General features: G+C 60.0%; 27 protein-coding genes. 12 read left to right on the top strand and 15 right to left on the bottom strand.

Annotated features, from left to right (window positions below; translation table 11 throughout):
- The first annotated feature begins 8 nt into the window (after nt 1-8).
- The gene (locus ACP3TY_RS13350) at nt 9-254 is read left to right on the top strand and encodes a hypothetical protein (RefSeq protein ID WP_053119674.1); all 246 of its coding nucleotides are present in this window, start codon (nt 9-11) and stop codon (nt 252-254) included.
- Here the strand turns inward: ACP3TY_RS13350 and ACP3TY_RS13345 are convergent.
- Nucleotides 245-469 carry a hypothetical protein gene (locus tag ACP3TY_RS13345; RefSeq protein ID WP_426620479.1) on the bottom strand — a complete coding sequence of 75 codons (225 nt, stop codon included), beginning with the start codon at nt 467-469 and terminating at the stop codon, nt 245-247. The genes ACP3TY_RS13350 and ACP3TY_RS13345 overlap by 10 nt on opposite strands.
- Before the next feature lie 206 nt (nt 470-675).
- Here ACP3TY_RS13345 and ACP3TY_RS13340 point away from each other — a divergent pair, with 206 nt between their 5' ends.
- Together ACP3TY_RS13340 and ACP3TY_RS13335 are read left to right on the top strand one after the other, a co-directional pair.
- Nucleotides 676-1107, top strand: a complete 432-nt coding sequence (locus tag ACP3TY_RS13340; RefSeq protein ID WP_053119676.1) for a DNA methylase — start codon at nt 676-678, stop codon at nt 1105-1107.
- Between the two features lie 312 nt (nt 1108-1419).
- Entirely contained in the window at nt 1420-2517 is a 1098-nt protein-coding gene (locus ACP3TY_RS13335) for a catalase family protein (protein WP_426620271.1), read from the top strand.
- A gap of 6 nt (nt 2518-2523) precedes the next feature.
- On the opposite strand, the gene ACP3TY_RS13330 is transcribed toward ACP3TY_RS13335, so the two are convergent.
- Both ACP3TY_RS13330 and ACP3TY_RS13325 read right to left on the bottom strand, forming a co-directional pair.
- A complete protein-coding gene (locus tag ACP3TY_RS13330; RefSeq protein ID WP_053119680.1) occupies nt 2524-3006 on the bottom strand; it encodes a MaoC family dehydratase in 483 nt (160 codons plus the stop codon).
- Nucleotides 3007-3042: 36 nt separating this feature from the next.
- Nucleotides 3043-3660 (bottom strand): LysE family translocator, encoded by a 618-nt coding sequence (locus ACP3TY_RS13325; RefSeq protein ID WP_426620269.1) that lies wholly within the window; start codon nt 3658-3660, stop codon nt 3043-3045.
- A 149-nt stretch (nt 3661-3809) separates the two neighbouring features.
- Between ACP3TY_RS13325 and ACP3TY_RS13320 the strand changes: the two genes are divergently transcribed.
- Both ACP3TY_RS13320 and ACP3TY_RS13315 read left to right on the top strand, forming a co-directional pair.
- On the top strand, nt 3810-4268 hold the full coding sequence (locus ACP3TY_RS13320; protein ID WP_053119684.1) for an Lrp/AsnC family transcriptional regulator: 459 nt from the start codon (nt 3810-3812) through the stop codon (nt 4266-4268).
- A 135-nt stretch (nt 4269-4403) separates the two neighbouring features.
- Complete coding sequence (locus ACP3TY_RS13315) at nt 4404-4640, top strand: hypothetical protein (protein ID WP_426620268.1); 237 nt, start codon at nt 4404-4406, stop codon at nt 4638-4640.
- Nucleotides 4641-4698: 58 nt separating this feature from the next.
- Here ACP3TY_RS13315 and ACP3TY_RS13310 read toward each other — a convergent pair whose 3' ends face one another.
- The 3 genes from ACP3TY_RS13310 to ACP3TY_RS13300 all read right to left on the bottom strand — a co-directional run bounded on the left by ACP3TY_RS13310 (nt 4699) and on the right by ACP3TY_RS13300 (nt 6192).
- Nucleotides 4699-4857 carry a DUF2986 domain-containing protein gene (locus ACP3TY_RS13310; protein ID WP_159811403.1) on the bottom strand — a complete coding sequence of 53 codons (159 nt, stop codon included), beginning with the start codon at nt 4855-4857 and terminating at the stop codon, nt 4699-4701.
- 33 nt (nt 4858-4890) lie between these two features.
- The gene (locus ACP3TY_RS13305) at nt 4891-5214 is read right to left on the bottom strand and encodes a gamma-glutamylcyclotransferase family protein (RefSeq protein ID WP_053119687.1); all 324 of its coding nucleotides are present in this window, start codon (nt 5212-5214) and stop codon (nt 4891-4893) included.
- A gap of 69 nt (nt 5215-5283) precedes the next feature.
- On the bottom strand, nt 5284-6192 hold the full coding sequence (locus ACP3TY_RS13300; RefSeq protein ID WP_426620267.1) for an alpha/beta fold hydrolase: 909 nt from the start codon (nt 6190-6192) through the stop codon (nt 5284-5286).
- Nucleotides 6193-6407: 215 nt separating this feature from the next.
- Between ACP3TY_RS13300 and ACP3TY_RS13295 the strand changes: the two genes are divergently transcribed.
- A complete protein-coding gene (locus ACP3TY_RS13295; protein ID WP_426620478.1) occupies nt 6408-6875 on the top strand; it encodes an anti-virulence regulator CigR family protein in 468 nt (155 codons plus the stop codon).
- A gap of 28 nt (nt 6876-6903) precedes the next feature.
- Here the strand turns inward: ACP3TY_RS13295 and ACP3TY_RS13290 are convergent, their stop codons facing one another.
- From ACP3TY_RS13290 to ACP3TY_RS13280, 3 genes are all read right to left on the bottom strand, one after another.
- Nucleotides 6904-7191 carry a barstar family protein gene (locus tag ACP3TY_RS13290; RefSeq protein ID WP_426620477.1) on the bottom strand — a complete coding sequence of 96 codons (288 nt, stop codon included), beginning with the start codon at nt 7189-7191 and terminating at the stop codon, nt 6904-6906.
- 182 nt (nt 7192-7373) lie between these two features.
- Entirely contained in the window at nt 7374-7796 is a 423-nt protein-coding gene (locus ACP3TY_RS13285) for a bleomycin resistance protein (RefSeq protein WP_426620266.1), read from the bottom strand.
- Between the two features lie 51 nt (nt 7797-7847).
- Complete coding sequence (locus ACP3TY_RS13280) at nt 7848-9296, bottom strand: L-lactate permease (protein WP_426620264.1); 1449 nt, start codon at nt 9294-9296, stop codon at nt 7848-7850.
- Between the two features lie 132 nt (nt 9297-9428).
- Between ACP3TY_RS13280 and ACP3TY_RS13275 the strand changes: the two genes are divergently transcribed.
- The 3 genes from ACP3TY_RS13275 to ACP3TY_RS13265 all read left to right on the top strand — a co-directional run bounded on the left by ACP3TY_RS13275 (nt 9429) and on the right by ACP3TY_RS13265 (nt 11251).
- Nucleotides 9429-9911, top strand: coding sequence for an Lrp/AsnC family transcriptional regulator (locus ACP3TY_RS13275; RefSeq protein ID WP_426620263.1), 483 nt, complete (start codon nt 9429-9431; stop codon nt 9909-9911).
- Nucleotides 9912-10188: 277 nt separating this feature from the next.
- Complete coding sequence (locus ACP3TY_RS13270) at nt 10189-10884, top strand: tRNA (adenine(22)-N(1))-methyltransferase (RefSeq protein WP_426620261.1); 696 nt, start codon at nt 10189-10191, stop codon at nt 10882-10884.
- Between the two features lie 217 nt (nt 10885-11101).
- Entirely contained in the window at nt 11102-11251 is a 150-nt protein-coding gene (locus ACP3TY_RS13265; protein WP_172680105.1) for a hypothetical protein, read from the top strand.
- A 42-nt stretch (nt 11252-11293) separates the two neighbouring features.
- On the opposite strand, the gene ACP3TY_RS13260 is transcribed toward ACP3TY_RS13265, so the two are convergent.
- Nucleotides 11294-11509: a PLD nuclease N-terminal domain-containing protein gene (locus tag ACP3TY_RS13260; RefSeq protein ID WP_053119696.1), complete on the bottom strand. Its 216-nt coding sequence runs from the start codon at nt 11507-11509 to the stop codon at nt 11294-11296.
- 74 nt (nt 11510-11583) lie between these two features.
- On the bottom strand, nt 11584-13167 hold the full coding sequence (locus ACP3TY_RS13255; protein ID WP_426620260.1) for an EAL domain-containing protein: 1584 nt from the start codon (nt 13165-13167) through the stop codon (nt 11584-11586).
- Nucleotides 13168-13439: 272 nt separating this feature from the next.
- On the opposite strand from ACP3TY_RS13255, the gene ACP3TY_RS13250 reads away from it, so the two are divergent.
- Nucleotides 13440-17363 carry an autotransporter outer membrane beta-barrel domain-containing protein gene (locus tag ACP3TY_RS13250; RefSeq protein ID WP_426620259.1) on the top strand — a complete coding sequence of 1308 codons (3924 nt, stop codon included), beginning with the start codon at nt 13440-13442 and terminating at the stop codon, nt 17361-17363.
- 1416 nt (nt 17364-18779) lie between these two features.
- Here the strand turns inward: ACP3TY_RS13250 and ACP3TY_RS13245 are convergent.
- A complete protein-coding gene (locus tag ACP3TY_RS13245) occupies nt 18780-19223 on the bottom strand; it encodes a PaaI family thioesterase (RefSeq protein WP_053119755.1) in 444 nt (147 codons plus the stop codon).
- A 72-nt stretch (nt 19224-19295) separates the two neighbouring features.
- Nucleotides 19296-19799 carry a thiol-disulfide oxidoreductase DCC family protein gene (locus ACP3TY_RS13240; RefSeq protein ID WP_426620258.1) on the bottom strand — a complete coding sequence of 168 codons (504 nt, stop codon included), beginning with the start codon at nt 19797-19799 and terminating at the stop codon, nt 19296-19298.
- A 219-nt stretch (nt 19800-20018) separates the two neighbouring features.
- Between ACP3TY_RS13240 and ACP3TY_RS13235 the strand changes: the two genes are divergently transcribed.
- A complete protein-coding gene (locus ACP3TY_RS13235; protein ID WP_426620257.1) occupies nt 20019-20831 on the top strand; it encodes a carbon-nitrogen hydrolase family protein in 813 nt (270 codons plus the stop codon).
- A 70-nt stretch (nt 20832-20901) separates the two neighbouring features.
- Nucleotides 20902-22002, top strand: coding sequence for a polyamine ABC transporter substrate-binding protein (locus ACP3TY_RS13230; protein WP_426620255.1), 1101 nt, complete (start codon nt 20902-20904; stop codon nt 22000-22002).
- A 131-nt stretch (nt 22003-22133) separates the two neighbouring features.
- On the opposite strand, the gene ACP3TY_RS13225 is transcribed toward ACP3TY_RS13230, so the two are convergent.
- The gene (locus tag ACP3TY_RS13225; RefSeq protein ID WP_426620254.1) at nt 22134-23168 is read right to left on the bottom strand and encodes an alpha/beta hydrolase; all 1035 of its coding nucleotides are present in this window, start codon (nt 23166-23168) and stop codon (nt 22134-22136) included.
- Nucleotides 23168-23608 (bottom strand): tryptophan-rich sensory protein TspO, encoded by a 441-nt coding sequence (gene tspO, locus ACP3TY_RS13220; protein WP_426620253.1) that lies wholly within the window; start codon nt 23606-23608, stop codon nt 23168-23170. Before tspO ends, ACP3TY_RS13225 begins: the two co-directional genes overlap by 1 nt.
- Between the last annotated feature and the right edge of the window lie 19 nt (nt 23609-23627).

Here is a 23627-nt window from a genome sequence, read left to right as displayed (position 1 = left end):
AGCGGAAATTGCAGTACATCGATTGGATGCAGTGGCCGGCCATGGTCATTACGGTAGCCTCTGCCTGGTTTATCGGATCGCAACGAGCCTACCGGCGAATGATCGCTTTCTGGGGATTCATCCTCAGCAATGCGCTCTGGGTGATTTGGGGGCTGCACGCCGACGCCTACGCGCTGATCCTCCTTGAGTGCATCCTTTTGGGGATGAATGCCCGAGGCTTCAAGAAGAATTTCGACGGCCACCGTCAGTCTTGAGGGGGTTCGGCTTCCTTGCCCTTCGCGTTTTTCCTCAGTCCGCGCAGGTTCATCAGAAACAGACAAATCTGCAAGACGATCAACGCGTACGCCCCGGCGTAGGCGCCCCAAATCACCCACAACACGTTGCTCAGGCTAAAGCAGACAAAGCCGAACATTCGCCTTGCCGGACGCTGCGACCCGATCAGCCATGCGGCGAGAACGGTCACAACCATCGCTGGCCATTGCACCCAATCCAGATCAGCCAAAATATCCTCCTGGCACACTACGGTTTATGCATTTGGGCTTGACCACCTTCCTGTAGTTAAACCTTAGGTGTCCTGCACGAATAAGGGTTCCTTCACCGATTCTCGCCACTGGATCGTTCGCAGTCGTGTCGGGTCTAGATGCTGACTGAGACATATCGCAAAGGGCCGGACAGGTGAACAAAGCAATCAGCGCACACGAGTTGAACATCGACCTGCAGGGTGGTGAAGAAACGGCCCTGTTCAAATGGCTGCTCGCCAGTTTCTTGATGGGCAAGAGGATTCAGGGCGCTATCGCTGCCAAGGCCTATCAGGTGATCGTTGAGCAGCACCAGCGCGATACCCCGCAGAAACTGGCGCACTGCAGCCATCGACAATTGGTGGTGATGCTCGGCCAGGCTCACTACGTGCGTTACGACGAATCAACGGCATCGCGGTTGCTGGCATTGGCGCACAAGCTCAACGCCGAATACGACGGCAAGATCGGCAACATCGTTGAGGCGAGCGCCGATCGTCAGGCCTTCGAAAAACGTCTGGGTGAATTCGAAGGGATCGGGCCCAAGACCGTCGAGATTTTTATGCGCGAAGCCGCCGCAGTGCTTTTTTGAACCGGGCAGCGAGCGCGGAAATAGAAAGCACCATCCTCAAATAATTCATTGTTTTCGACGTTCAGTATCGTCGCTGACCGTCCGTCGTCTTGCCGCTCACTCGATTGAACATACGTTCTTGCTCCCCTGACAGATAAGTCTGCGCCGACGAATTTTTCCGTCGTCTGGCTAACGTACAAGCACTTCGATGCGCGTGATAACGGCTGGACAAAAGTGGTACTCAAACCAACGGCTTGACGCTCCACGCGTTGCCTTCGCCAGCTGTAACACGGCCGGCGTTTTTCGCTATTCGATCGAGCGGAGAGACCTTCCATGAATGACCTTCCAGTAGTGAGCATTGCCGCCAGGCCGTTGCCATTCGAGCCTGCTTTCGAGCAGATCCCCGACGACGAGGCACAGACCAGCGAGGAACTGAACAAAGCGCTGCATGCCATCATGGAAACTACGTTCAAGGACAATGGACACGCCGCGCGCAGCGTTCACGCCAAGGCCCATGGCGTGCTGCGCGGGCGGATCACGGTGCTCGATAATCTTCCGGCCGAACTTGCTCAAGGCGCCTTTGCGACGCCGGGAACGTTGCCGGTGGTTTTGCGTTTCTCAACCAATCCGGGCGACATTCTTGATGACAAGGTGTCGACCCCGCGCGGGTTGGCGCTGAAGATCATTGGCGTGGACGGCCCACGGCTGCCGGGCAGCGATGGGGTGGTGACGCAGGATTTTGTGATGATCAACGCCAAAGCCTTTACGTCGGCCACGCCCAAAGCATTTCTTAAATCACTGAAGTTGCTGGCGAAGACGACCGATAAAGCGCCCGGTCTGAAGAAAGCGTTTTCTGCATTACTGCGCGGTGTTGAGGCGGCGATTGAGTCAGCCGGCGGCGAAAGTGGCACGCTGAAGAGTCTCGGCGGCCACCCGCAAACTCACATTCTCGGCGAGAGTTTCAGCACGGTCGCGCCATTACTGTATGGCGCGTACTACGCAAAAATTGCAGTCGTGCCGATTTCTCCCTCACTGACGGCGTTGACTCATCAGCACGTCGACTTTGCCGACAACCCCAATGGCCTGCGCGCAGCGGTCAAAGCGTATTTCGCGCAGAACTCGGGGGTGTGGGAAGTGCGGGTACAACTGGCCACAGACCTTGAGAAAATGCCGATCGAAGACGCCTCGGTCGAGTGGCCGGAGAAACTCAGCCCTTACCTCACCGTCGCGCGAATCGAAGTCGATGCGCAGGACGCCTGGGCCAGCGACAACGTCGAAGCAATTGACGACGGTATGTCGTTCAGCCCGTGGCATGGTTTGGCTGCGCATCGGCCGTTGGGCGGAGTCATGCGGGTACGTAAACCGGCCTATGAAATGTCGGCCGAGTTTCGCGCGGAGCACAATGGTTGTCCGATGCAGGAACCTCGTTGAGCTCGATCATCGGGTCTGGCGCGAGCGGTTGCTTGGATCACCTTCTGCCAACATGCGCTTCAGGCATTCCCGCTCCGGCGCGCCGGGCAACACACCGGTGGTTGTCGCCAGCAGTACAGTGACGCCTTCGCCATTGACGACGCTGACCTCGGCTCTCGCGTGCCCGCGCTCAGCAATGTCGGTGATCAACCACTGGCAGGTGATCTGTTCTTCGGCGTACACCGGGCGCTTGAATTCGAAACTCATGCCACTGGCCAGCCAGCCAATCTGCCCGCCAATCTCGGTCATCAGGCTGGCCGTCAGCAGGCCGTGGGCGACGGGCGCCTTGAACCGGCGTAATTGCGCGTATTCAGCGTCGCAGTGCACCGGGTTGTAATCCCGCGAGATCTGCGCAAATTGCTGGATATCGTCGTAGGAGAAACAGCGGACAACGCTGAAACTGTCTCCGACCTTCAGGCCCTCGGCGGCACGTTCTCTCGGCGTTTTCATAGGCTTCCTTGAATAGGCATTGGCTCAAAGGATAGGTCAGGCACGCAGTTGTTCAATCAGCAGCACCAGCGCGATCACGATCATGATCGCCCCGGACAAGCGACTGACCACGCGTGCGGCGGCCGGACGGGCCTGAAGCACGACTTGCGAACTGAAACCCACCAGCAGATAAATCACTCCGCAACTGACGGTGTGCACCAGCCCGAGCGCGATCATCTGCGCAGGCACTGGCCAAGCTGCGGCGGTGCTGGTGAATTGCGGCAGCAGCGCGAGAAACAGCAGGAACACTTTCGGATTCAACCCACTGACACAAAAGCCCTTGAAGGCCCAGCGCGCCCACGAATCAGCGCTCTGGCTTGCATCAGCGTGCGGCGTGGGAGGGCGGGCAAGCAGATTGGCGCCTAACCACAGCAGATAACCGGCGCCGGCCAGCGTCAGCACCGACAAGGCCAGAGGATGATTGGCGACCAGTGTGCCGACACCCGCCGCGACAATGACGGTTGCGAGCAAATGCCCGGACAACAGCCCCGCCACGGCAGGCAGAACGACGCGATGCTTCAAGCCTGCGGAGATCGCGTACGCCCAATCGGCCCCTGGCGTGATGACAAACAGAATCGACACCGCCCAGAACGCGGCAAACATGCTCAAGGTCATGGCGTCACCCAGGGTCGTTGATTGGGGGTGGTTTTGATCATCGTTGCTTCCTGAACAGTGTTTTGTGCCAAGGAAGAATAATGAAAACCGGCTAGAATATTCTTTCAAAGATGATCGTTGTGGCGTCGAAAATTGGAAGGTTTTACTGAGTGGACAGAATTGATCGCAATATTCTTGCTGAGCTGCAAAAGGATGGTCGGTTGTCGGTGACTGAACTGGCGGATCGCGTCGGGTTGAGCCTTTCACCCTGTCATCGCCGCGTGCGGGCGTTGGAGGAGTCGGGGGTGTTGCTGGGTTATCGCGCGCAACTCGATCCTGCTGCGCTGGGCCTCAACTTTTCCGCGATGGTGTTCGTCACCCTGCGCGAGGGCAATCGTCAGGCTGTCGAAGCGTTTGAGACGGCGTTGGTGGAGATTCCACATGTGGTGGATGCGCAACGGCTGTTTGGTGAGCCGGATTATTTGCTGCACGTCATCACTGAGGATCTGCCGGCGTTTCAGCGTTTGTACGACGAGAGCCTGTCGACGTTGCCCAATGTGCAGCGGCTGACATCGACGTTGGTGATGAAGCGGGTGGTGCAGGATCGGCCGTTGCCTTTGGGCGTTTAAGAGAGGGGGTGCTGCGCGCCCCGACGGGGATAAATCCCCTCGCCACAAGGGGCTTTATCGTGATTTGGTTGAACTAAAAGCTGACCGGCTCGTCAGGATATTAAGTCGTCCATTCAACCACTGACGGATATCCGCATGCACACCTATACCCTGGAATACCTGTTTAACGGCAAGCCGCGTAGCCACACCTTCGAACTCAAAGACACCCATCTGGCCGAGCATGAAGCGGCCATGCATCTATTGGAGTTGCATTTGGGCGATGCCGAAAACGGCTTGCTGATGCCCACGGCAGACGCGACCCCGGAAGAAATTCTGGAGCAGGCCGAGCGGGTAGGGTTGACGCAGATTCGCGTGGTCAATCAATCGCGATGAGGGCAGCGCCGATTGCAGTGTGCGGTGCAACACTGCAATCGGGCCTGAAACGCGGGGATCAGCTTTCGGCGGTTTCGCTTGGGGTTGCAGCGGCCTCGGCGTCCAGCTTCAGGCGATCAGCCTTGCTGATGTATTTCGGCTTTTTCGGCGCCAGTTTGGCGCTGGCCTTTTTGGCCTTTTCCTTGAACAACTGTTTGAGTTTCTTTTGACGGTTCATCGGTTTTACTCGGTTTTAAAGGCGCAATAGCAACTAGCGAAGAGCGTACACGTAAGCGTCGATGGTTGAGCCGTCTGCCAGAGTCACCTGCGTCAGCAGGCGTTGGTATTCAGAACCTTCGAATTCGTCAAGCGCAGCCCAGTGCTCGGCAAAATGCTCGGAAGAGAACACATAGCCGGCAATGTCGTCGCCATCGTCGGCAATGATCAGGCCGGGATAACCCAATTCCGCACCCCAACCGGCTTCGGCCAAACGGCCTTTGAGCGTGGCAGTTTCCCAGACACCGCCGATCTTCAGCATGACATGCTCATTCGGTCGCCCCGGGCCCAGGGTTCCATAAACGAATAGACGCTCCACGTTTGCTCTCCGCTGGAAAAGGGGTGAATCCTGACCTATGGATCGAGTCCAGGCAATCAACAACTGGGGTCACAGCGATATAAAGTCCCGAACGGCTTTAATCGTCGGCACCGGTGCCTCTTCCATCAGCCAATGACCTGCCGCTGGAATCACCACTTCCGTGACGTTGTCAGCGGCATTGCGCATGACGATCGCCTCGTTGTTGCCGAAGGATTTCTCGCCGCCCACCGCCAGCACCGGCATGCTCAAGTGCTTGTGCAGCACCGGCTCGTTGTCGAGGGCATCCTGACGAATGCTGCGAAATTGCGCGAAAGCGGCGTGCATGGCGCCGGGGCGCGCGTAGAGTTTGGCGTAGTGCTGACGGGTTTGTTCATCGACCTTGGCCGGGTTGCCGGCGAACTCATTCCAGAAGCGGTCAAGGTAGATGCGCTCGCGGCCAGCCACCAAGCGCTCCATGTCCTTGCCACCAAAATCGAAGTGCCAAAGCATCGGCGAACGCACGATGTCGTTCCATGGCGTAATGCCCGGCACGGGCGCATCCATCACCACCAAACGATCGGTGAGCTGCGGATAGCGTGCGGCGTAGGCAAACGCGACCATCGTGCCGATGTCATGGCCGATGACCACTGAGTGTTCGATCTTCAGCGCGCTCAACACGCCGCGAATGTCGCCGGCCTGTGTCTTCTTGTCATAACCGCCCTCGGGGATCGACGACAAACCCATGCCCCGCAGATCCGGCACCACCACCGTGTGATCGCGCGCCAGATCCGTTGCCAGCGGCGCCCACATGTCGCCGGTATCGCCAAAACCATGCAACAGCACCACCGCCGGGCCTTTGCCGCCGACCCGAACGTGCATCGTCGCGCCTTCGACCTTGATGTCCTGCGTCTTGAAGCCTGCGGGGAATGGCGTGATGTCGGCGTGGGCTGGGAGGCTCAGCGCGAGCAGGGTGAGGGCGGTCAGCAAGGGACGGATCATGGCGGTGGCTCCGGATGCGGGGGCGCTGTTGGGGGAATGGAGTTAGCGTAGACGGATCCATGGCGGCAGGAGGGTTTTTAACCGACAGCCAGACGCTGGTTCTAGACGTCAAACCGCTGTGCAGTCGCCTCCTGAACTTGTGCCCGTTCAATCATCTAAGCTGAACGTGCAGCGTCCGGAATTCACAGGAGCACGCAACCATGAAGGTACCTCTCATGTTCAGATTACGCTCAACGATTGCAGCGTTTTCATGCGTCGCGCTGATTGTCGGTTCTACCGCCGCGCTGGCCGATCCCGGGAACGGAAAGGGCCAGGGCAACGGTAAAGGCAACTCGCAAAACGTGCAGAACCAGGGTGGACAGGACGGTCACGGCAACAAGGGCAAGAAGTCCGGTGGCGACTGGGGCAATGGCCCAAGCATCGACCGCGGCAACGTGCTCGGCATTGTCGGTGGCTATCGCGATTACTGGAGCCCGGGGCCGTCGTTGCCGCCCGGGATCCAGAAAAACCTCGCACGCGGCAAGCCCCTGCCACCGGGGATCGCGAAGAAACTGGATGGACGCCTCGTCGGCCATCTGCCGCATTGCGACGGCTATGAATGGCAGCAAGCGGGCACGGATCTGATTCTCGTCGCGTTGGCGACGGGTCTCATCTACGAAGTCCTCAACGGGGCTTTTGATTAGCGAGGGGAGATGGGGGGCAGGCCGTACTTTAGTCAAACACGACAGTGGCGGCCTGCTCCGGGAACTCGGCCGTCATCTGCTCAAGGCATATTTGCATCAGCTGCGCATCCCTGGGCAAACGGCTGGAAAACCTCTGCCAGCCTGAGATCCGCAAATTGACAGGCATTTCAACCAGCCCGGTGATCGCGTCCCAGAAAGCATCCCAGTTACAGCCGTACCAATCAGGGAAACCCAGGCTTTCGCGCAGCAACGCGTGAAGTTCGGCCGAACTCGTCACTTCACTCAAATCAATGGTTACAGTCTGTACTCTAGGCATCATCAGCACCTGAACTCGGATCGCGGAAGTGAACGGGACAGCATTGTTGATCACCTATCCTGTGGGAGCCGAGCTTGCTCGCGAAGAGGCCGGCACATTCAACATTTCTATCGACAGTTACGCCGCCTTCGCGAGCAAGCTCGGCTCCTACAAGGGATCAGCGTTGATTGAGGTACCTGCGTTCAAACTGCCCGCTCACCCAACCGCTCCACCAGCCTCACCAGATACCCATCCGGATCCTGAACAATAAACTCGCGCTGACCCACCTCCACATCCGCCGCCCGGTACCAGGTGTCCTGGCATTCCCGGTACAGCGCAAACCCGGCATGACCCAGTTTCTCGATGACGGGGGCGACCGCCACAACATCAATCTGCAAGTTGATACCTCTGCCAAACGGCTTGCTCAACGGCGCGGTCAGCCATTGACCCGCCTGCGGATCGACTTGCTCCAGCATGACTTGGGCGCCATTGAGATCCAGATACGCAAAGCCGTCTTCCGGGCGCTGGTAGGCGATGGTGAACCCCAGGCAAGACACCCAGAAATTCAGGCTGTCCGGAAGGTCGGTGACCATCAATTCCGGGACGAGCGTGTTGCGTTTGAACATGAGTTGAATTCCGTTTCGTTGAATATTTCGGCGCGAGTCTATCTCGAATCGCTATCCAATCCACACACTCAACACCCCGGCAGCCAAAGCGACCAGCGCGGTATTCAGACACACCAGCGCAAAGCCAAACCTGACCAGTTCACTCTCTTCTTTGGCCTGTGTTTTGGCTAACCCCAAAATCAACATGACGATCGACAGCGAGCCCAATGCCGCATGCCCGGCCGCGCTGTTTTGTACCGCTGCCAACAACAAGCGCGAAGACTCGGGCAGCATCGCGATGGCGGGCATGAAGATCGCGTTGCCGCCGACGTTCGACCCGGTCATGTAGCCTGACAGCGCACCCAGCAGTGCAACCAGCGAGGTCGCGGCGCTGGGCGATAGACCTGAGAGCAATTGCATCAGGCCCGCGAGAAAACCCGCTTTGACCATCATCTGCGACATCGCCAGAAAGAAGAAAATCGTCAGCAACGGCCGTTTGGCGCGCGCAGCCAATCCGCTCAGCATGCCGCTGTCGGTAACGGTCTTTCGCGTGTGAAAGCCTAACCCGATCAACACCAGAATCAGCGCCACACCGGGTGACGCCAGTGGTTTCCAGCTGATCTGAGCACCTTGCACCACCCAGTGATTTTGCCAATCAGTGATTGCCCACAACACTTTCAACGCGACGATGCTGACGATCAACAACAGATACGGCCAGGCCTGACGTGGCCAATGCAGCTCATCGCGTTCGCTCGTGTTGCGAGACCGTCGCCATAGGCCGGCGGACAGTGCAGCGGTCGCCGTCACCAGACCTGCGGCAACACCGGCGACTTCCGGCCCCAGCCAGCGACTGGTGCCATACAACACGCTGATGAAGATCAACCAAAACGCGCCCAGCGCCCGCCATTCCTGCCATTGCCGCGCACCCGCCAGATACAACGCCAACGCCGCCAATCCGAGGAAAACCAGCGCACTGGTCAGCGCCGACGTTTGCGCTAGCATGGCGGCATCCAGATGCGCCAGCGAAGCGCCAATCACCGAGGCCAGGCCCAATGTGCCCCACGGCATGATCGCCATCCCGGTAAGCGCAATGCGCAAGGCAACCCGGCGTTCGAATAGACTTAACAGCAGCGGCACCGTCGCAATCAGCGACACACCAAAACCGGTCATCGCCTCCAGCAATGGCGCCAGCCCGAGCACGATAAACACCACTTGATCGCCGCGCCCCAGTCCCAGCGAACGCACCCATTGGCTGACGGCAAAATTGACGCCCAGCCGTTCGATCACCATCACAAACGCCAGCCCCGGCACAATCACGAATGCAGTGCTGGCGAACAACACGGCGGTGTCTTGAGCGGCGGCCAGCAGGCTGCTCGATTGCCAGGCATCAGCTGCGCCTGCAATCCAGAGCACCATCACCAGCAGCGTGCCAGCGACAGCGGCCTGAACCGGAGGCCGGCGCAGCACGACCAACATGGCGGTCACCAGCAAAACAGGGGAGAGATGAAACAGTGCGTCCATGGCCAACATTACCCTGTGCAAGTTCTTGATCAGCCGGCGAATGCCGACTGCGAGCAAGATAATATTTCGCGCGACTGGATAAAGGTGCGCAGTTTTCTGCTAGTTTTCGAGAAAATTTCTCACGGATGACTCATGGCCAAAATGCCCGCCGTACCCGAATCACTGGATAAATTCGACCGCGCCATCCTCGAACTCGTCCAGCGCGACAACGCCATGCCGCTGCGCCTGATGGCCGAGCAGGTCAATTTGTCCACGGCGGCGGTTCAGCGCCGCATCAAGCGGATGGAAGAGGCGGGCGTGATCACCGGCAATGTCGCGGTTGTCGATCCGAATGCGGTGGGTCGACCGATCACCATCATTGTCGAGGTGATGGCAGAGCGCACCAGCATTGAGGCGCTGGAGGCAATGAAGGCGCACTTCCGGGTGCCCGAGGTTCAGCGGTGCTATTACGTCACCGGCGAGGTGGATTTCGTGCTGGTACTGACGGTCGCCAGCATGCAGGAATATCAGGCGCTGGCGCGGCGATTGTTTGCCGAGAACACCAACGTAACGTGGTTCAAAACCATTGTGGCGCTGGATCGGGTGAAGGTCGGGCTTGAGGTGCCGGCGGGTTGATGCGGCGCGGCTGAAAAAGCTATCGCGAGCAGGCTCACTCCTACAGTTTGAAATGCGTTCCCCTGTAGGAGTGAGCCTGCTCGCGAAGGGGACAGTCGGGCCACCGCGAAATCCGCCGCTTCCGACACAGCCGAACCACCGGCACCTGCGGCGCAACCGCCAGACGATTTGCTTGAGATGTCCGCAACCGTTGGGCAAACTCCGCCGTTTGACTGGCCGCCACACCTTCGCGAAGGGTCGCACACCGCCAAAAGCCGTCGCTCGAAGGAGTCTTTTGTTGAACCACAACACCTTGTCCCAACGCCTGGAACGTGTGGCTGCGCACATACCGGCGGGCGCACGCCTGGCCGATATCGGCTCTGATCACGGCTATTTGCCGGTGGCGTTGATGCGCCGTGGCGCGATCACCTCGGCGGTAGCGGGCGAGGTCGCGTTGAGGCCTTTTCGCGCCGCTGAACGCACCGTGCGCGAAAACGATCTTGAGCAACACATCACCGTGCGCCATGCCAACGGTCTGGCGGCGATCAAACCGGGCGACGCGATCACTGCGCTGACGATTTGCGGCATGGGCGGCGAGACGATTCGCGACATCCTCGACAGCGGTAAAGCGCATCTGAGCGGCGATGAGCGCCTGATCCTGCAACCCAACGGCGGCGAGCAGCCGCTGCGTCAGTGGTTGATGGACAACGGCTACACCATCCGCTGTGAAGAGCTGCTGCACGAAAACCGTTTCTACTACGAAATCATCGTCGCCGAACGCGCTGGGCCAGTGGCTTACACCGACGAAGAACTGTATTTCGGCCCACTGCAAATGCGCGCCCGCAGCGCGGCATTTCTGAGCAAATGGCAGCGCAAGTTGGAGTACAAACAGAAGACACTGGCTCAGTTCGCCCACGCCCGCGATGCAGTGCCCGAGGCGAAAGTGCAGGACACCGCCCGACAAGTTCGCTGGATCACTCAACTGTTAGCTTGAGCGGCAGAACCGATCGGGGCGGCACGCCTCAAGTGCCGCCGATACGCGGCCCGCGCCAATCACCACAATGCGTTTGCCTGCTCCATTACCCATTTCAACGTCCCTGTACGCAGCGAAAAAAGTTCGAACTGATGGGTGATTGTAGCGTCCACCCACAGAGGCAACGCATCGCTCGCCAATTCGCGGCGATGGCAAATCCATTGTTCAGGAGACGATCATGAAGAAAATCTGCGCGTGTCTGGGGATCTGCAGCGTGATGCTGCTGCAAGGTTGTTACGAGGGTTCCAACGATGCTCCCAACAAGGAAGGCGACAAGAGCAAAGCGTCATTGCAAATACAGCAGGACAAGCCTGAAGACAGTAAATGAACCCGATGGGTGAGGGAGCAATCTCCCTCACCCTCTATCGGTTTAGCGGCTGGAATTAGAGGTCGCGCCATGGGTAATGTGCTTGGGCCCCGCCAACGCCCAGGCAATCAAACCGAACAACGGCACAAACACGATCAGCACGATCCACACGCCCTTGGTACTCGATTTCCCCTCGCTTTTGCGCACCCGATTGATGGCCCAAAGCTCGATAAGCAGAAGAACTGCCGCCAGTACGATCCACACGGTTTCGATATGCATTGGCTACCTCCTGATGGTCTATGCGTTAGGTGGCAAGAGGTGCGTTGGGTTCATTTATTTTGTGGAATGCCTGTTCACACGGTCGACTCCAGCGCAGCGTGGTCGCTGACCACGTTTGCCCGCGCGTGTTGAAAGCGCAAAAAATCCTCGACCGGCATCGCTTTGCCAAACAGCCAGCCCTGACCGAAGTGCACACCATTGGCGCGCAAGTAATCCCGTTGTGCCTCGGTTTCGATGCCTTCGGCGACGATCTTCAATTGCAGACTCTTGGCCATCTCAATGATGTGGCCGGTGACCGATCCGGTCGCTGCATCCTGTTCAATGTTGTCGACAAACGATTTGTCGATTTTCAGCACGTCCAGCGGCAGCCGTTGCAGGTGTTGCAGGCTGGAGAATCCGGTGCCGAAGTCGTCGATCGCGGCCAGATAACCCAGCTCGCGGGCGTGATTGACCGTGGCGCGGGCGGCGTCGATGTCGAGGAAACCGCGTTCGGTGGCCTCCAGCCAGATCTGATTCTGCTGCACACCGGCCTTGTGCAATGCAGCCTCCAGGCCGGGCAGGAAGCGCCCGCTGCTGACGTCCCTGGCTGCGAGGTTGATCGCCACGTGCAGGCCGCGCTCCTTGACCAGCAAGGGGCCGAGGTCGCGCATCACCGAATCGATGACTTGATCGGTGATTGGCAGAATCAGGCCACTGCGTTCGGCCAGCGGAATGAACGCGTCGGGGGAGACCATCGAACCGTCGGGATGCTGCCAGCGCACCAGGGCTTCGGCACCGACACAGGCGCCATCGCTGAGGCTGACAATCGGTTGATAGTGAACGACGAATTCGCGATTACGCACCGCCAGTTTCAGCTCGGCCAGCGGCGACAGGCGTTGGCGTGTGCGGCGCACAATCAGCAACACCAGCAGGCCGGCGAGCAAACCGCCGATGGGCAACAGCAGCATTTCCCGGCGAACCAGCCCCTGCATCAACTCATGCCGGGAGATCGCGGCAATCGCCACCCAGTCACCGCTATGCACGAGGGTGTAGAGGTAACCTCCGTCCAGAGCCGAATGCGAACCCGAGTGCACGCGGCTGAGAAAATGCTCCGCTCCCGGTCGCGAGGCGCTGACCAACTGGCCGGCAGCGGTGCCGACCGTCAGGTGCATATCCTCTTCGAGCATCACATGAAGAAATTGTGCGGGGTCGACCAGCACATTGAACGCCGCGTATTGCAGCGCCATCATCGGCTTGGCCGGGACGATGCGTGACTGCACACCGAGCGACACGCGCACGCCGTCGGTGGTGGTGAAGTCCTCCGGCCATGGCGTTGCGTGGTGTCCGACCGGGCCCCAGGAACCGCAGGCGTAAATCTCTTGCTCGACATAACCGACCGACTTCACTGAAAAGGTGTTGATGGTCAGCAGGCGCATCTCATCGATGCTCTCGGGTGTGCAGGGCGCCAGGCTTGAGCCGGCGATAGTTTTGAGGGCGCTGGCGGCTTCGTTGAACGTGCCGCTGGCCCGACTGGAGGCGACGGCCGCGAGGGTTTCCAGACGTTGTTGCGCGGCGTGCAGATTGAGCACCCAAGCCAGATAGCCCATCAACAATACGGGAAGCAAGACACACGGAAACCCCAGGAGAATGCTCCCCCAGACGATGCGTTTTTTATTCATTTGTCGCCACCTTGGCCCAAGGCCTGTGACGTGCGCACAGCACGGCTGTCTTCCAGCAAAGACAGATTACGGCGGCGCTGGCGGGCAAATATTGCTGTGGATCAAAAACTCAGCTGAATGGATAAAGCCGTGCAGAAACACTGCGCAGGCCACGGGTTTTCCGCCATCTTTCGAAATAGCTACTAAGGTTTAAAGCTGTATTTACCACGCAAGACTCCGGTGGTGCCGTCAGTCGCCTGCCACGGGGGAAAACGCTGGACAAGGAGGTTTTCATGCAAAGCGCTTGTGTGCATCCATTCAGCGGGCATGCCCCGCACTTTCTTCGCAGTGCCTTGCTAATTGCCATGGCCAATGCCCTGACCTTGACCGATGCTTACGCCGCCTGTGGGCCGCTGGCTGCTGGCGCCTATAACGTCTCGCAAACCTGCACGCCGGCTGCCGGTATCGACGCCACGATCAGCACGCAAGCGGGCACGAGCATCACCACCACGGCCGGCTCTTCCGTGCTCGTTCGCGGCAACAACAGCAACTCGGCGCTCAGCCTCAGCGGCACGACCGTCAACAGCACACCACAGACCGCCGCCAACGCAGTGTTTTCCAATGTCATCGGCACGACCGGCAACGCGACGCTGACCGTCGATGGCGACACCAATACCGTCAACATCGGCGGCAGCGGCCTCGATGCGCTGGCGATCACCAATGCCGGCGCGGGTTCTTCGACGGTCACGGTGACGTCCGGCACCACCCTGAACATCCTCAACACGGTCGTCGGCAACGAGCATGACGGCATCGACGTCAACGGCAGCGGCGGCGGGGCGATCAATGTCAGCCACCAGGGCAATGGGCAGATCACCCTACTGGGCGGTAACGGAATCTGGACGAAGGCCACGGGCAGCGGCGACAACAACGTCAACGTCGGTGCCGGGGTGAACATTCTGGTGAACAACGACGATGCGCTGTCGGCCGGTCTGCCGATCATCGACGACACCTTGCCGACCGCTGGCGTCGGCAACCACGCCGGGGTGCATACCCGCGCGATCAATGGCAACACCACCGTGGTGAATGCGGCCAGTGTTCAGGGACTGGGCATGAACGCCTTCGGCATCTTCACTGAAGGCGGCGCTGGCAATACGCTTCTGAGCAACAGTGGCACGATCAATACCGACGGCCTCAACGGCTTCGGCATTCGTGCGATTTCGACCGTTGGCAGTATCAATGTCGTCAACAACGGCGCCATCACTACCACTGGCGGCGGTGGCCACGGGATTTACGCCAACGACAATACTGGTGGGCTGGGTTCGATCAGCATCGAGAACAATGCGTCGATCAACGTCGGCAACATCGCCAGTAATGTCGGTGCGCGGGCGATCTATATCATCAAGCGCGGTACCGGCGATGTCACCGTCACGGGCAACGGCGATCTCACCGTGCTCGGCGCGCAGAGCACCAATCGCGCTTACGGCATCATCGTCAGCGCCGAACAGAATAATGTGCTGATCGATTACTCCGGCAACATCACCGCCAGCGGTTTCGGCGCGGGCGGCATTCGGGTGGATTCCACGGGAGGCAACGTCCGGGTCAACTATGCCGGCGATCGCATCGAGACGTTCAACAGCAATGCCAACGGTATTTACGCTACCACGCAAGCGCCAACGGGTACGGTCGACATCAGTGCCAGCGGCACGATCATCACGCACTCCGACGCGGGGACGGGCGACGGCAGTGGCATTGGCTCCTTTGGTTTGCAGGCGCTGACGCTGGGCGGAAATGTCAGCGCGGTGTTCACCGGCACGCTGATTGACGTCAACGGGGCTGGCGCGGCGATTCTGGCCGGTAGCGCGTTCAACGGCGGCACGGGCGCGGGCACGGTGAATATCAGCAATAGCGGGCAACTGATCGCTCGCGGTGATCAGCAGCGTGGCATTCGCACCTTGTCCGGCGATGGTACGCAAACCATCATCAACACCGGCTCGATTCAAACGCAGGGCGCCAGCAACAGTCAGGGGATTCTGGCTGAAGCGTCGGGTGCGGCGAATGTTTCGGTCACGAACAGCGGAGCGATCACCTCGCGAGGGACGAATTCATCGGGCATCGCCGCGTTGACCGAGGGCGGCGTTGCCAACGTCAGCAACAGCGCAACGATTCAGGGGGGCTGGGCCGACAGCAGCGGTATCGCCTTGGGTGGTGCGACGCAATCGCTGAACAATACAGGCGTGATCGGAGCGCTCAGCGATGTCGCGGTGCGTGGCGATGCGACCACGCCCGGCACGACATTTACCCTCGACAACATTGGGCAGATGACCGGCTCGGTGAACGCTGTGAGTGCGGCGAGCACGGTGGCCAACAGCGGCACCTGGACGCTGCGCAATTTTACCGATTCAACCGGCAGCGGCACGCGGGTCACGTGGGGTGTGGCGGCCAGCAACCTCGGTACTTCGGGCGCCAACAGTATCGACAACAGCGGCGTGATCCGTCTGGCAGAGCAACCGGCAAACGGCATCGTTAATTTCAATAGCAGTGGTGCGTATCTGCCGTTTGGACAGACGTTCAACACGCCGACTGCGGGCGGTGCGGTGCAGGGGCAGTTGCTTGGCGTTAATCGCTTCACCAACAGCGGCACCCTCGATCTTCCGGGCGCCGGCAACACGGTGGGCAATGTGTTGTTGATCAGCGGCGCATCAACCGCTGGCACCAGTGGCGGCGGGGTGTTTGTGTCCAATGGCGGCCGCTTGCTGCTCAACACCACGCTCAATGCGGGCGGCGCCAACAGCCGTTCTGACATGTTGGTGGTCGATTCGACCGCCACCGGCAGTGGCGGCGCCACGGGGCTTGCGGTGCGCAATGTCGGCGGGCAGGGTGCGGTGACGCAGGGCAACGGTATCGCCGTGGTCGAGGCGCTCAACAACAGCGCCGGGGCCGGTGATGCCAATGCGTTTCGCCTGGCGAGCCGCGTGGTCGCCGGGCCGTATGAGTATCGCCTGCAGCAGGGCGGCGATGATGGCAGTGCGCGCAACAGCTGGTTTCTGCGTTCCGATGCGCCCGTGCCGGATGGGCCGCCAGAGCCGCCTGCGCCTCCGACGCCTCCGACGCCGCCAGTACCGCCGCCGACACCGCCGGCCCCGGATCCAACGCCCGATCCCGATCCCGACCCGACGCCAGACCCCGATCCAACGCCTGCGCCTGCTCCCGTGCCTAACTATCGTCCGGAAGTCTCCCTGTACGGCGCGGTACCCGCATTGGCGCTGGTTTACGGGCGGACGATGGTCGACACCCTGCACGAGCGCGTGGGCGAAGAACGCCTGAACGCCGGCGATCCACTGCCCAAGGAAGATGAATCGACGACGACACCGTCCATGGGCTGGGGCCGGGTGATTTATCGCAGCGGCAAGCAGGATGGCGATCGCAAAAACGCCCTGGGCAACACACCGGAATATAACTATGACCTGACAGCATTTCAGGTCGGCACTGACCTCTATCGCAAGGTCAGAACTGACGGCAGTCATGAGCAGGCCGGCATCTCATTGTCGGCGGGCACCATCGACGCGGGCGTCAGCCATTACACCCGTCGCAACGCCGGGGAAGACACCTTGCGTGCTTATGGTTTGGGCGCCTACTGGACGCACTTCGGCCCGTCCGGTTGGTATCTGGATGGCGTATTCCAGGTCAATCGCTTCGACGTCGAAGCCAAACCGAGCAACCTGCCGAAACTGAAAACCCGTGGCTGGGGCTACACCGCTTCGCTGGAGAACGGCTACCCGTATGAGTTCGACAAAAACTGGTACATCGAACCGCAATTGCAGGCGATCTACAGCTACGTCGACCTCGATAGCAGCGACGACGCCGGCGCAAAAATCCGCTTCCGCGACGTCGACTCATTGATTGGCCGCGCGGGTGTGCGCATCGCCAAGGATTGGGACACCGAGGGCGTCGACAAAAGCGCACGACGCACCAATGCGTGGATTCGTCCGAGTGTGTGGCACGAATTCAAAGGGCAGCCGAAAACCGAGTTTTCCTCGGAGACGGGTTACATCCCGTTCGAGTCGGATATTCAGGGCACCTGGGGCGAAGTGAATGTCGGGGTGGATTATCAGGCGAATCGGCGCACGACGTTTACCGCTTCGGCGGGGTATCGCCAAGGGTTTGATGGCGACAGTCATGGGTATGACGCGATGCTGGGGTTCAAGATTAATTTTTAGGGTGCACCTACTGTGGGGGCGGGCTTGCTCGCGAAAGCGGTCGTCCTGCAACAATGATGCTGAATGTGCTTTCGCCTTCGCGGGCAAGCCCGGCTCCCACAGGGTGCTGCGTCGTACACAAAATCCGCCTACATCACATAACTGTAGGAGCCGAGCTTGCTCGCGAAAGCGGTGTGTCTGCCACGGAGGTGTCGAACCTGCCGCCGCCTTCGCGGGCAAGCCCGGCTCCCACAGGATCCTGCGTCGTACACAAAGTCGGGCTGCTTCACAAAACTGTAGGAGCCGAGCTTGCTCGCGAAAGCGGTGTACCTGCCACAGAGATGCCGTACCTGCCTCCGTCTTCGCGGGCAAGCCCGGCTCCCACAGGGGCTGCGTCGTACACAAAGTCCGGCTCCACCACATAACGGTAGGAGCTGAGCTTGCTCGCGAAAGCGGTGTGTCTGCCACGGAGGTGTCGAGCCTGCCGCCGTCATCGCGGGCAAGCCCGGCTCCCACAGGGGGCTGCGTCGTACACAAAATCCGCCTACACCACAAAACTGTAGGAGCCGAGCTTGCTCGCGAAAGCGGTAGACCTGCCACAGAGATGCGGAACCTGCCTCCGTCTTCGCGGGCAAGCCCGGCTCCCACAGGGTTTATCGTCGTACACAAAGTCCGGCTACACCACAAAACTGTAGGAGCCGAGCTTGCTCGCGAAAGCGGTAGACCTGCCACAGAGATGCGGAACCTGCCTCCGTCTTCGCGGGCAAGCCCGGCTCCCACAGGGTTTATCGTCGTACACAAAGTCCGGCTACACCACATAACTGTAGGAGCTGAGCTTGCTCGCGAAAGCGGTGTGTCTGCCACGGAGGTGTCGAGCCTGCCGCCGTCATCGCGGGCAAGCCCGGCTCCCACAGGATCCTGCGTCGTACGCAAAGTCGGGCTGCTTCACAAAACTGTAGGAGCTGAGCTTGCTCGCGAAAGCGGTGTGTCTGCCACGGAGGTGTTGAGCCTGCCGCCGTCATCGCGGGCAAGCCCGGCTCCCACAGGGGGCTGCGTCGTACACAAAGTCCGGCTCCACCACATAACGGTAGGAGCTGAGCTTGCTCGCGAAAGCGGTGTGTCTGCCACGGAGGTGTCGAGCCTGCCTCCGTCTTCGCGGGCAAGCCCGGCTCCCACGGGGGGCTGCGTCGTACACAAAGTCCGGCTCCACCACAAAACTGTAGGAGCAGAGCTTGCTCGCGAAAGCGGTGTGTCTGCCACGGAGGTGTCGAGCCTGCCGCCGTCATCGCGGGCAAGCCCGGCTCCCACACCGGGCTGCGTCGTTCACAAAATCCGGCTACACCACAAAACTGTAGGAGCTGAGCTTGCTCGCGAAAGCGGTAGACCTGCCACAGAGGTGCCGAGCCTAGACCGCATCTGGCGGCACGGGCGCTGTGATCAGCCCTTGTACGGCAGATTGCGCATGGTCACCAGCGCCGTGGCGCAAAGCGTTTCCTTGCCATCCTTGACGGCAAACAGATCAGCCGCCGCCACGGTGGTGTTGTTCGACGCATTGATCACCCGCCCTCGGGCGAGCAGTTTTTCGCCGTCGGCCGGGGCGATCAACTTGACCGTAAAATCCGTGGTCATGTTGATCCAGCCCGGCGGCAGCAAGGTGCCCGCCGCCGAACCGCCGGCAAAGTCCGCCAGCGCACCGATGATTCCGCCCTGGAAAAAGCCGTTGTGCTGGGTGAGTTCTTTGCGCGTCGGCTGCTCGATTTCGCAGTGACCGGGTTTGAGGTAGTTGAAGTGAAAACCCAGCAGTTTCGCCGCCGGCATGCTGAGCACAGCGGCGGGCACGTGCTTGTCGTAATCGGGGTTGCTGGCGGTGAAATCTTCCATGGTATTGATCCTTGTCGTGACATGAGTCACTGGGTATAGCGGCTCAGCGGCAGAAACCAAGGTTTGTGCGGGTTAATAAGGCTTTTGAATATCCTTCGATAACGCGATGCGGTGGGTTACGCCTGCGTTGAAGGCTTTGAGAAAACGCCGTTCGTGATCGGCACTGGGCAACAGGCAGGTGTCGTACTTGCCGAACAGTCGATAGCGATTGCGCGCGATGCGGTCGTAGGCCCAATCGCGTAACGCACGCGGGAAGATGCGCAACAGCCTTAGCGGTTGCCAGCGCCCGGGCAACTGGCTGATGACTTCGAAAAAGGCCTCCGAACGCTCCCAGTAATGCCGGTCACGAATCACCGCCATGGTGTCGAACTGATCAATCGGCAAACCCGCCCACGCCAGCAGCGCCTGACCCTCGGGCGATTGCACCGCCGCCAGCCGCACGCGGCGTTGCTGATCATGACGAATCAAGAAACGCGCCCAGCCGTTGCACAGTTTGCACACGCCATCGAACAGCACCACGGTTTCACCGGGTTGCAGCAAGGGCGCGGGGGTAGGGCGGGTTTGTGTGGCAGGCATAGGGGCTGATTCTTGGCAGAGGGGCACGTCGGATCATAGCCGGGTGTTGGGTGAATCAAAAGATCGCAGCCTTCGGCAGCTCCTACATGGATCGGCATCTAACCCTTTGGGGGTACTCCCTCAGCGTGATAGGAAGTTTCGCCACGATCCGCATACTGGTCGCACCTTTGACAAAGCCTTGCTTCCTGGCCAGGACGCTATATTCCGAAAGGTCTGACAATGAAACTAGAACTCGTACAGCTGGCAGGACGCGATAGCGATGTCGCGCACAATCTGCAACGCATTTTGCAAACGATCGCCGACTGCCAGCCGGGCACCGACATCGTGGTGTTTCCCGAGGCGTACCTCACCGGTTTTCTTGGCCATGACAACATTGCCCAACTCGCTGAAAACCTCAGCGGGCCAAGCGTGCAGACGATTTGCACCACCGCCCGCGAACGCGATATCGCGGTGGTCGTTGGCCTGATCGAACGCGACGGCGAGCGCCTCTACAACACCACGCTGTTCATTACCCCAGAAGGCATTGCCCTGAGTTATCGCAAAACCCATCTATGGGTTGGCGAGCCTGAACTGGTGTTGCCCGGCGACCGCTTCGCCACCGTGCGATGGCGCGGAGTGCGCATCGGTTTGTTGATTTGCTACGACATCGAGTTCCCGGAAAGCGCCTGCGCACTGGCCGCGCTCGGCGCCGAACTGATCCTGATCACCGACGGCAACATGCAGCCCTACGGCTACGTTCACCACACCGCCGTCGCCGCTCGGGCGCAGGAAAATCAGCTGTTCGCCGCCATGGTCAATCGCGTCGGTGATGGCGTTGGCGAAGTGTTTGCCGGCGGCAGCACCGTCGTCGATCCGTTCGGCCAGCGTCTGTTTGAAGCCGGCGCGGAGGAATGCCGGCATGTCATCGAACTGGACATGACGCGCATCGCCCCGGCCCGCGCGCTCTACGATTATCGCGCCGAGAAACGTTTGAAACTCTCCGCTGACATCACCGAACACCCGGACGGTCGCCGCGAGCTGCTGATCCCCTGAACCTTGCGCTATCCATAACAACAATGTCGCGGCGAACGGCCAAGCGCTGGCCGATTCCCCAGGAGCTCCTATGAAACTCAAGCGTTTGCTGCACCTTGGCGTGTTCACCGTTTGCGGCTTGGTGGCGGCCGTCAGTTCGGCGCAGGGCCCCACGGTGAACTTCTACAACTGGTACGACTTCATCGCGCCGGAAGCGCCAAAAGACTTCGAGAAAGAGACCGGCACGCCAATGCTGCTCGACACCTTCGACAGCGCCGACGTCATGCAGAGCAAATTGATGGTCGGCCGCAGCGGCTACGACGTGGCTGTGGTGACCAACAGCGCATTGCCCAACCTGATCAAGGCCGGCGTCTTGAAGGAACTCGACAACAGTCAGTTGAGCAATCGCGTGAACCTTGATCCGGACATTCTCGCCAAGGTCGCGCAAAACGATCCCGGCAACCGCTACTCGATCCCGTATCTGTGGGGCACCACGGGAATTGGTTATGACGTCGATCAGGTGAAGAAAATCTTCGGTGACGAGACGCCAGCGGATTCCTGGGATCTGATCTTCAAGGAAGAAAACATCAAGAAGCTCAGTCAGTGCGGCGTGGCGATGCTCGACTCGCCGAGCGAGATCATCCCGATCACCTTGCACTACCTCGGCCTGCCGCCGGACAGCACCAACCCCGCCGACTACGAAAAAGCCGAAGCGCTGCTGCTGAAAATCCGCCCTTACATCACCTATTTCGACTCGTCACGCTTCATCACCGATCTGGCCAACGGCAACATCTGCGCGGTGGTCGCCTGGTCGGGCGGCGTGTACGACGCGAAAACCAGTGCCGAGCGGGCGAAGAATGGCCGACAACTGGCCTATCGCATTCCGCGCGAAGGCTCGTCGGTGTGGATTGAAAACCTCGTCCTGCTCAAAGACGCGCCGCACCCGGAGCAGGGCATGCAATTCATCAATTACATGCTGCGCCCCGAGGTCATTGCGAAAAGCACGAACTACCTGAGCTATCCGAATGGCAACAAAACGGCGCTGGCCTTCGTCAATGAGAACCTGCGGAACAATCCGGACATCTATCCGCCAGCCGCAACACTGGCGACGCTGTTTCCTTCGCAGCCATTGCCGCTGAAGATCGAACGGGTGCGTACGCGGGTGTGGAGCAAAGTTAAAAGCGGCACCTGAATCTATTGATGAAACATTACCTGTGGCGAGGGAGCTTGCTCCCGCTGGGGCGCGTAGCGGCCCTCGCTTTTCAATTCCGAAGAGCAGGAGTCTGCTGCGCAGTCCAGCGGGAGCAAGCTCCCTCGCCACAATTACGGTGTTGTTCGTTGTGTCGCGGGATAGCTTGCGATGCCCTCTACATCGGCGGCGCCATCCGCGATCCGCGCCGTGATCCACTCACGACTGTACGCCAGCACACTCTGCGCAAACGCTGTCGGAAAGTGAATGAAACCGTGCGGCGAGGAAGGCAGCAGGTACACCTCGACCGGTGCGTATTTCATCCAGCGCTCGGCGATGTGGAGCGTGTCGTCACGCAGAGGATCCAGTTCACCGGCAAACAGCAACGCCGGCGGCATGCCGCTGAAATCGCCGTAGAGCGGTGAACGTGGCGGCTGACGGCGTTGTTCATCGGTCATGTCCGGCGTCAGCATGCGCAGCGCTTCAACCATCCCCGGCCCGTCCAGCACCAGAGTATCTGCCCGCGCATTGCGCACACTCGGCGTTCCCGTCAGGTCATAAACGCCGTAGTACAACAGCGCCCCGCAGATTCGTTGCAGCAGTGGCGGTGACTGTTTCAGTGCCAGCAAAGTCGCTGCCGCCAGATGACCGCCCGCCGATTCGCCGACGACGATAACCGGCAGGTCGGCAAACTCGTCCTCATTGAGCAACCAGCGTGCGGCATTTAGACAGTCCTCGAGCAGGCCTTCAATCGGCGTCGACACGGCCAGACGATAATCGACCGACACCACCGCGACGTCGCAGGTGTTGACCATGGCGATGTTGAAGTTGTCGTTCATCTGCGCGTTGCCGATGACCCAACCGCCGCCATGAAAATCCAGCACCACACCTTTCGGCTGGCCTTTGGGGCGGATGATCCGAACCGGCACCGCTACGCTGCCGCCCTCAATCAGCTTTCGCTCAGCGGTAAGCCCATGCTCGCGCAATTTAGCAGCACCGCCCCCGACCTGACTCACCCGCAGCAGCCCCTGAATCAGCCTCGGCGTAAGCCGATTACGAATGCGAAAACGCGGCAACCAGGCGAGTTTTTTATTAAAGGCGTGCACCTCCGCCAACTCCCGCTCGCCCTGCGGCCACGGTGCTTTTCGGGTCGACCTTAAGCTGCCCATCAACGGTTATTACGCAGAATGGAGAAATTCAGCGCCGCCGCCACGCACAACCACACGAGGTACGGAAACAGAATCAAACCAGTGATCACATCCAGCCGCAGCGCCATCACCACCATTACCGCCACCACGAGCCACAGCAACGCCAGAATCACCATCGCCGCTAACACCTGATGCGCGCCAAAGAACACCGGCGTCCACAGCGTATTCAGCGCGATCTGCGCCGCCCACAAAGCGAGAACCACCTGACTGCCAGGAATCAGCGTCAAGCGATAACCGGCCCAGGCCAGCAACAGATAAATCACCGTCCATGCCAGCGGGAATGCCCAGTTGGGCGGGGTGAAACGCGGTTTGTTCAGCGACGCATACCATTCGCCCGGTTTGAAAATCACGCCGGTAGTCGCCGCCGCCGCGCAGGCCAGTAGAAAAATGAACAGAGTCATCGCCAGTCCTTAGCTGTGA

The sequence above is a fragment of the Pseudomonas rustica genome (assembly GCF_049959085.1).
GTDB lineage: Bacteria > Pseudomonadota > Gammaproteobacteria > Pseudomonadales > Pseudomonadaceae > Aquipseudomonas > Aquipseudomonas rustica.
Note: the sequence above shows the minus strand (reverse complement) of the source record. Positions and strands in the feature narration are given on the sequence as shown.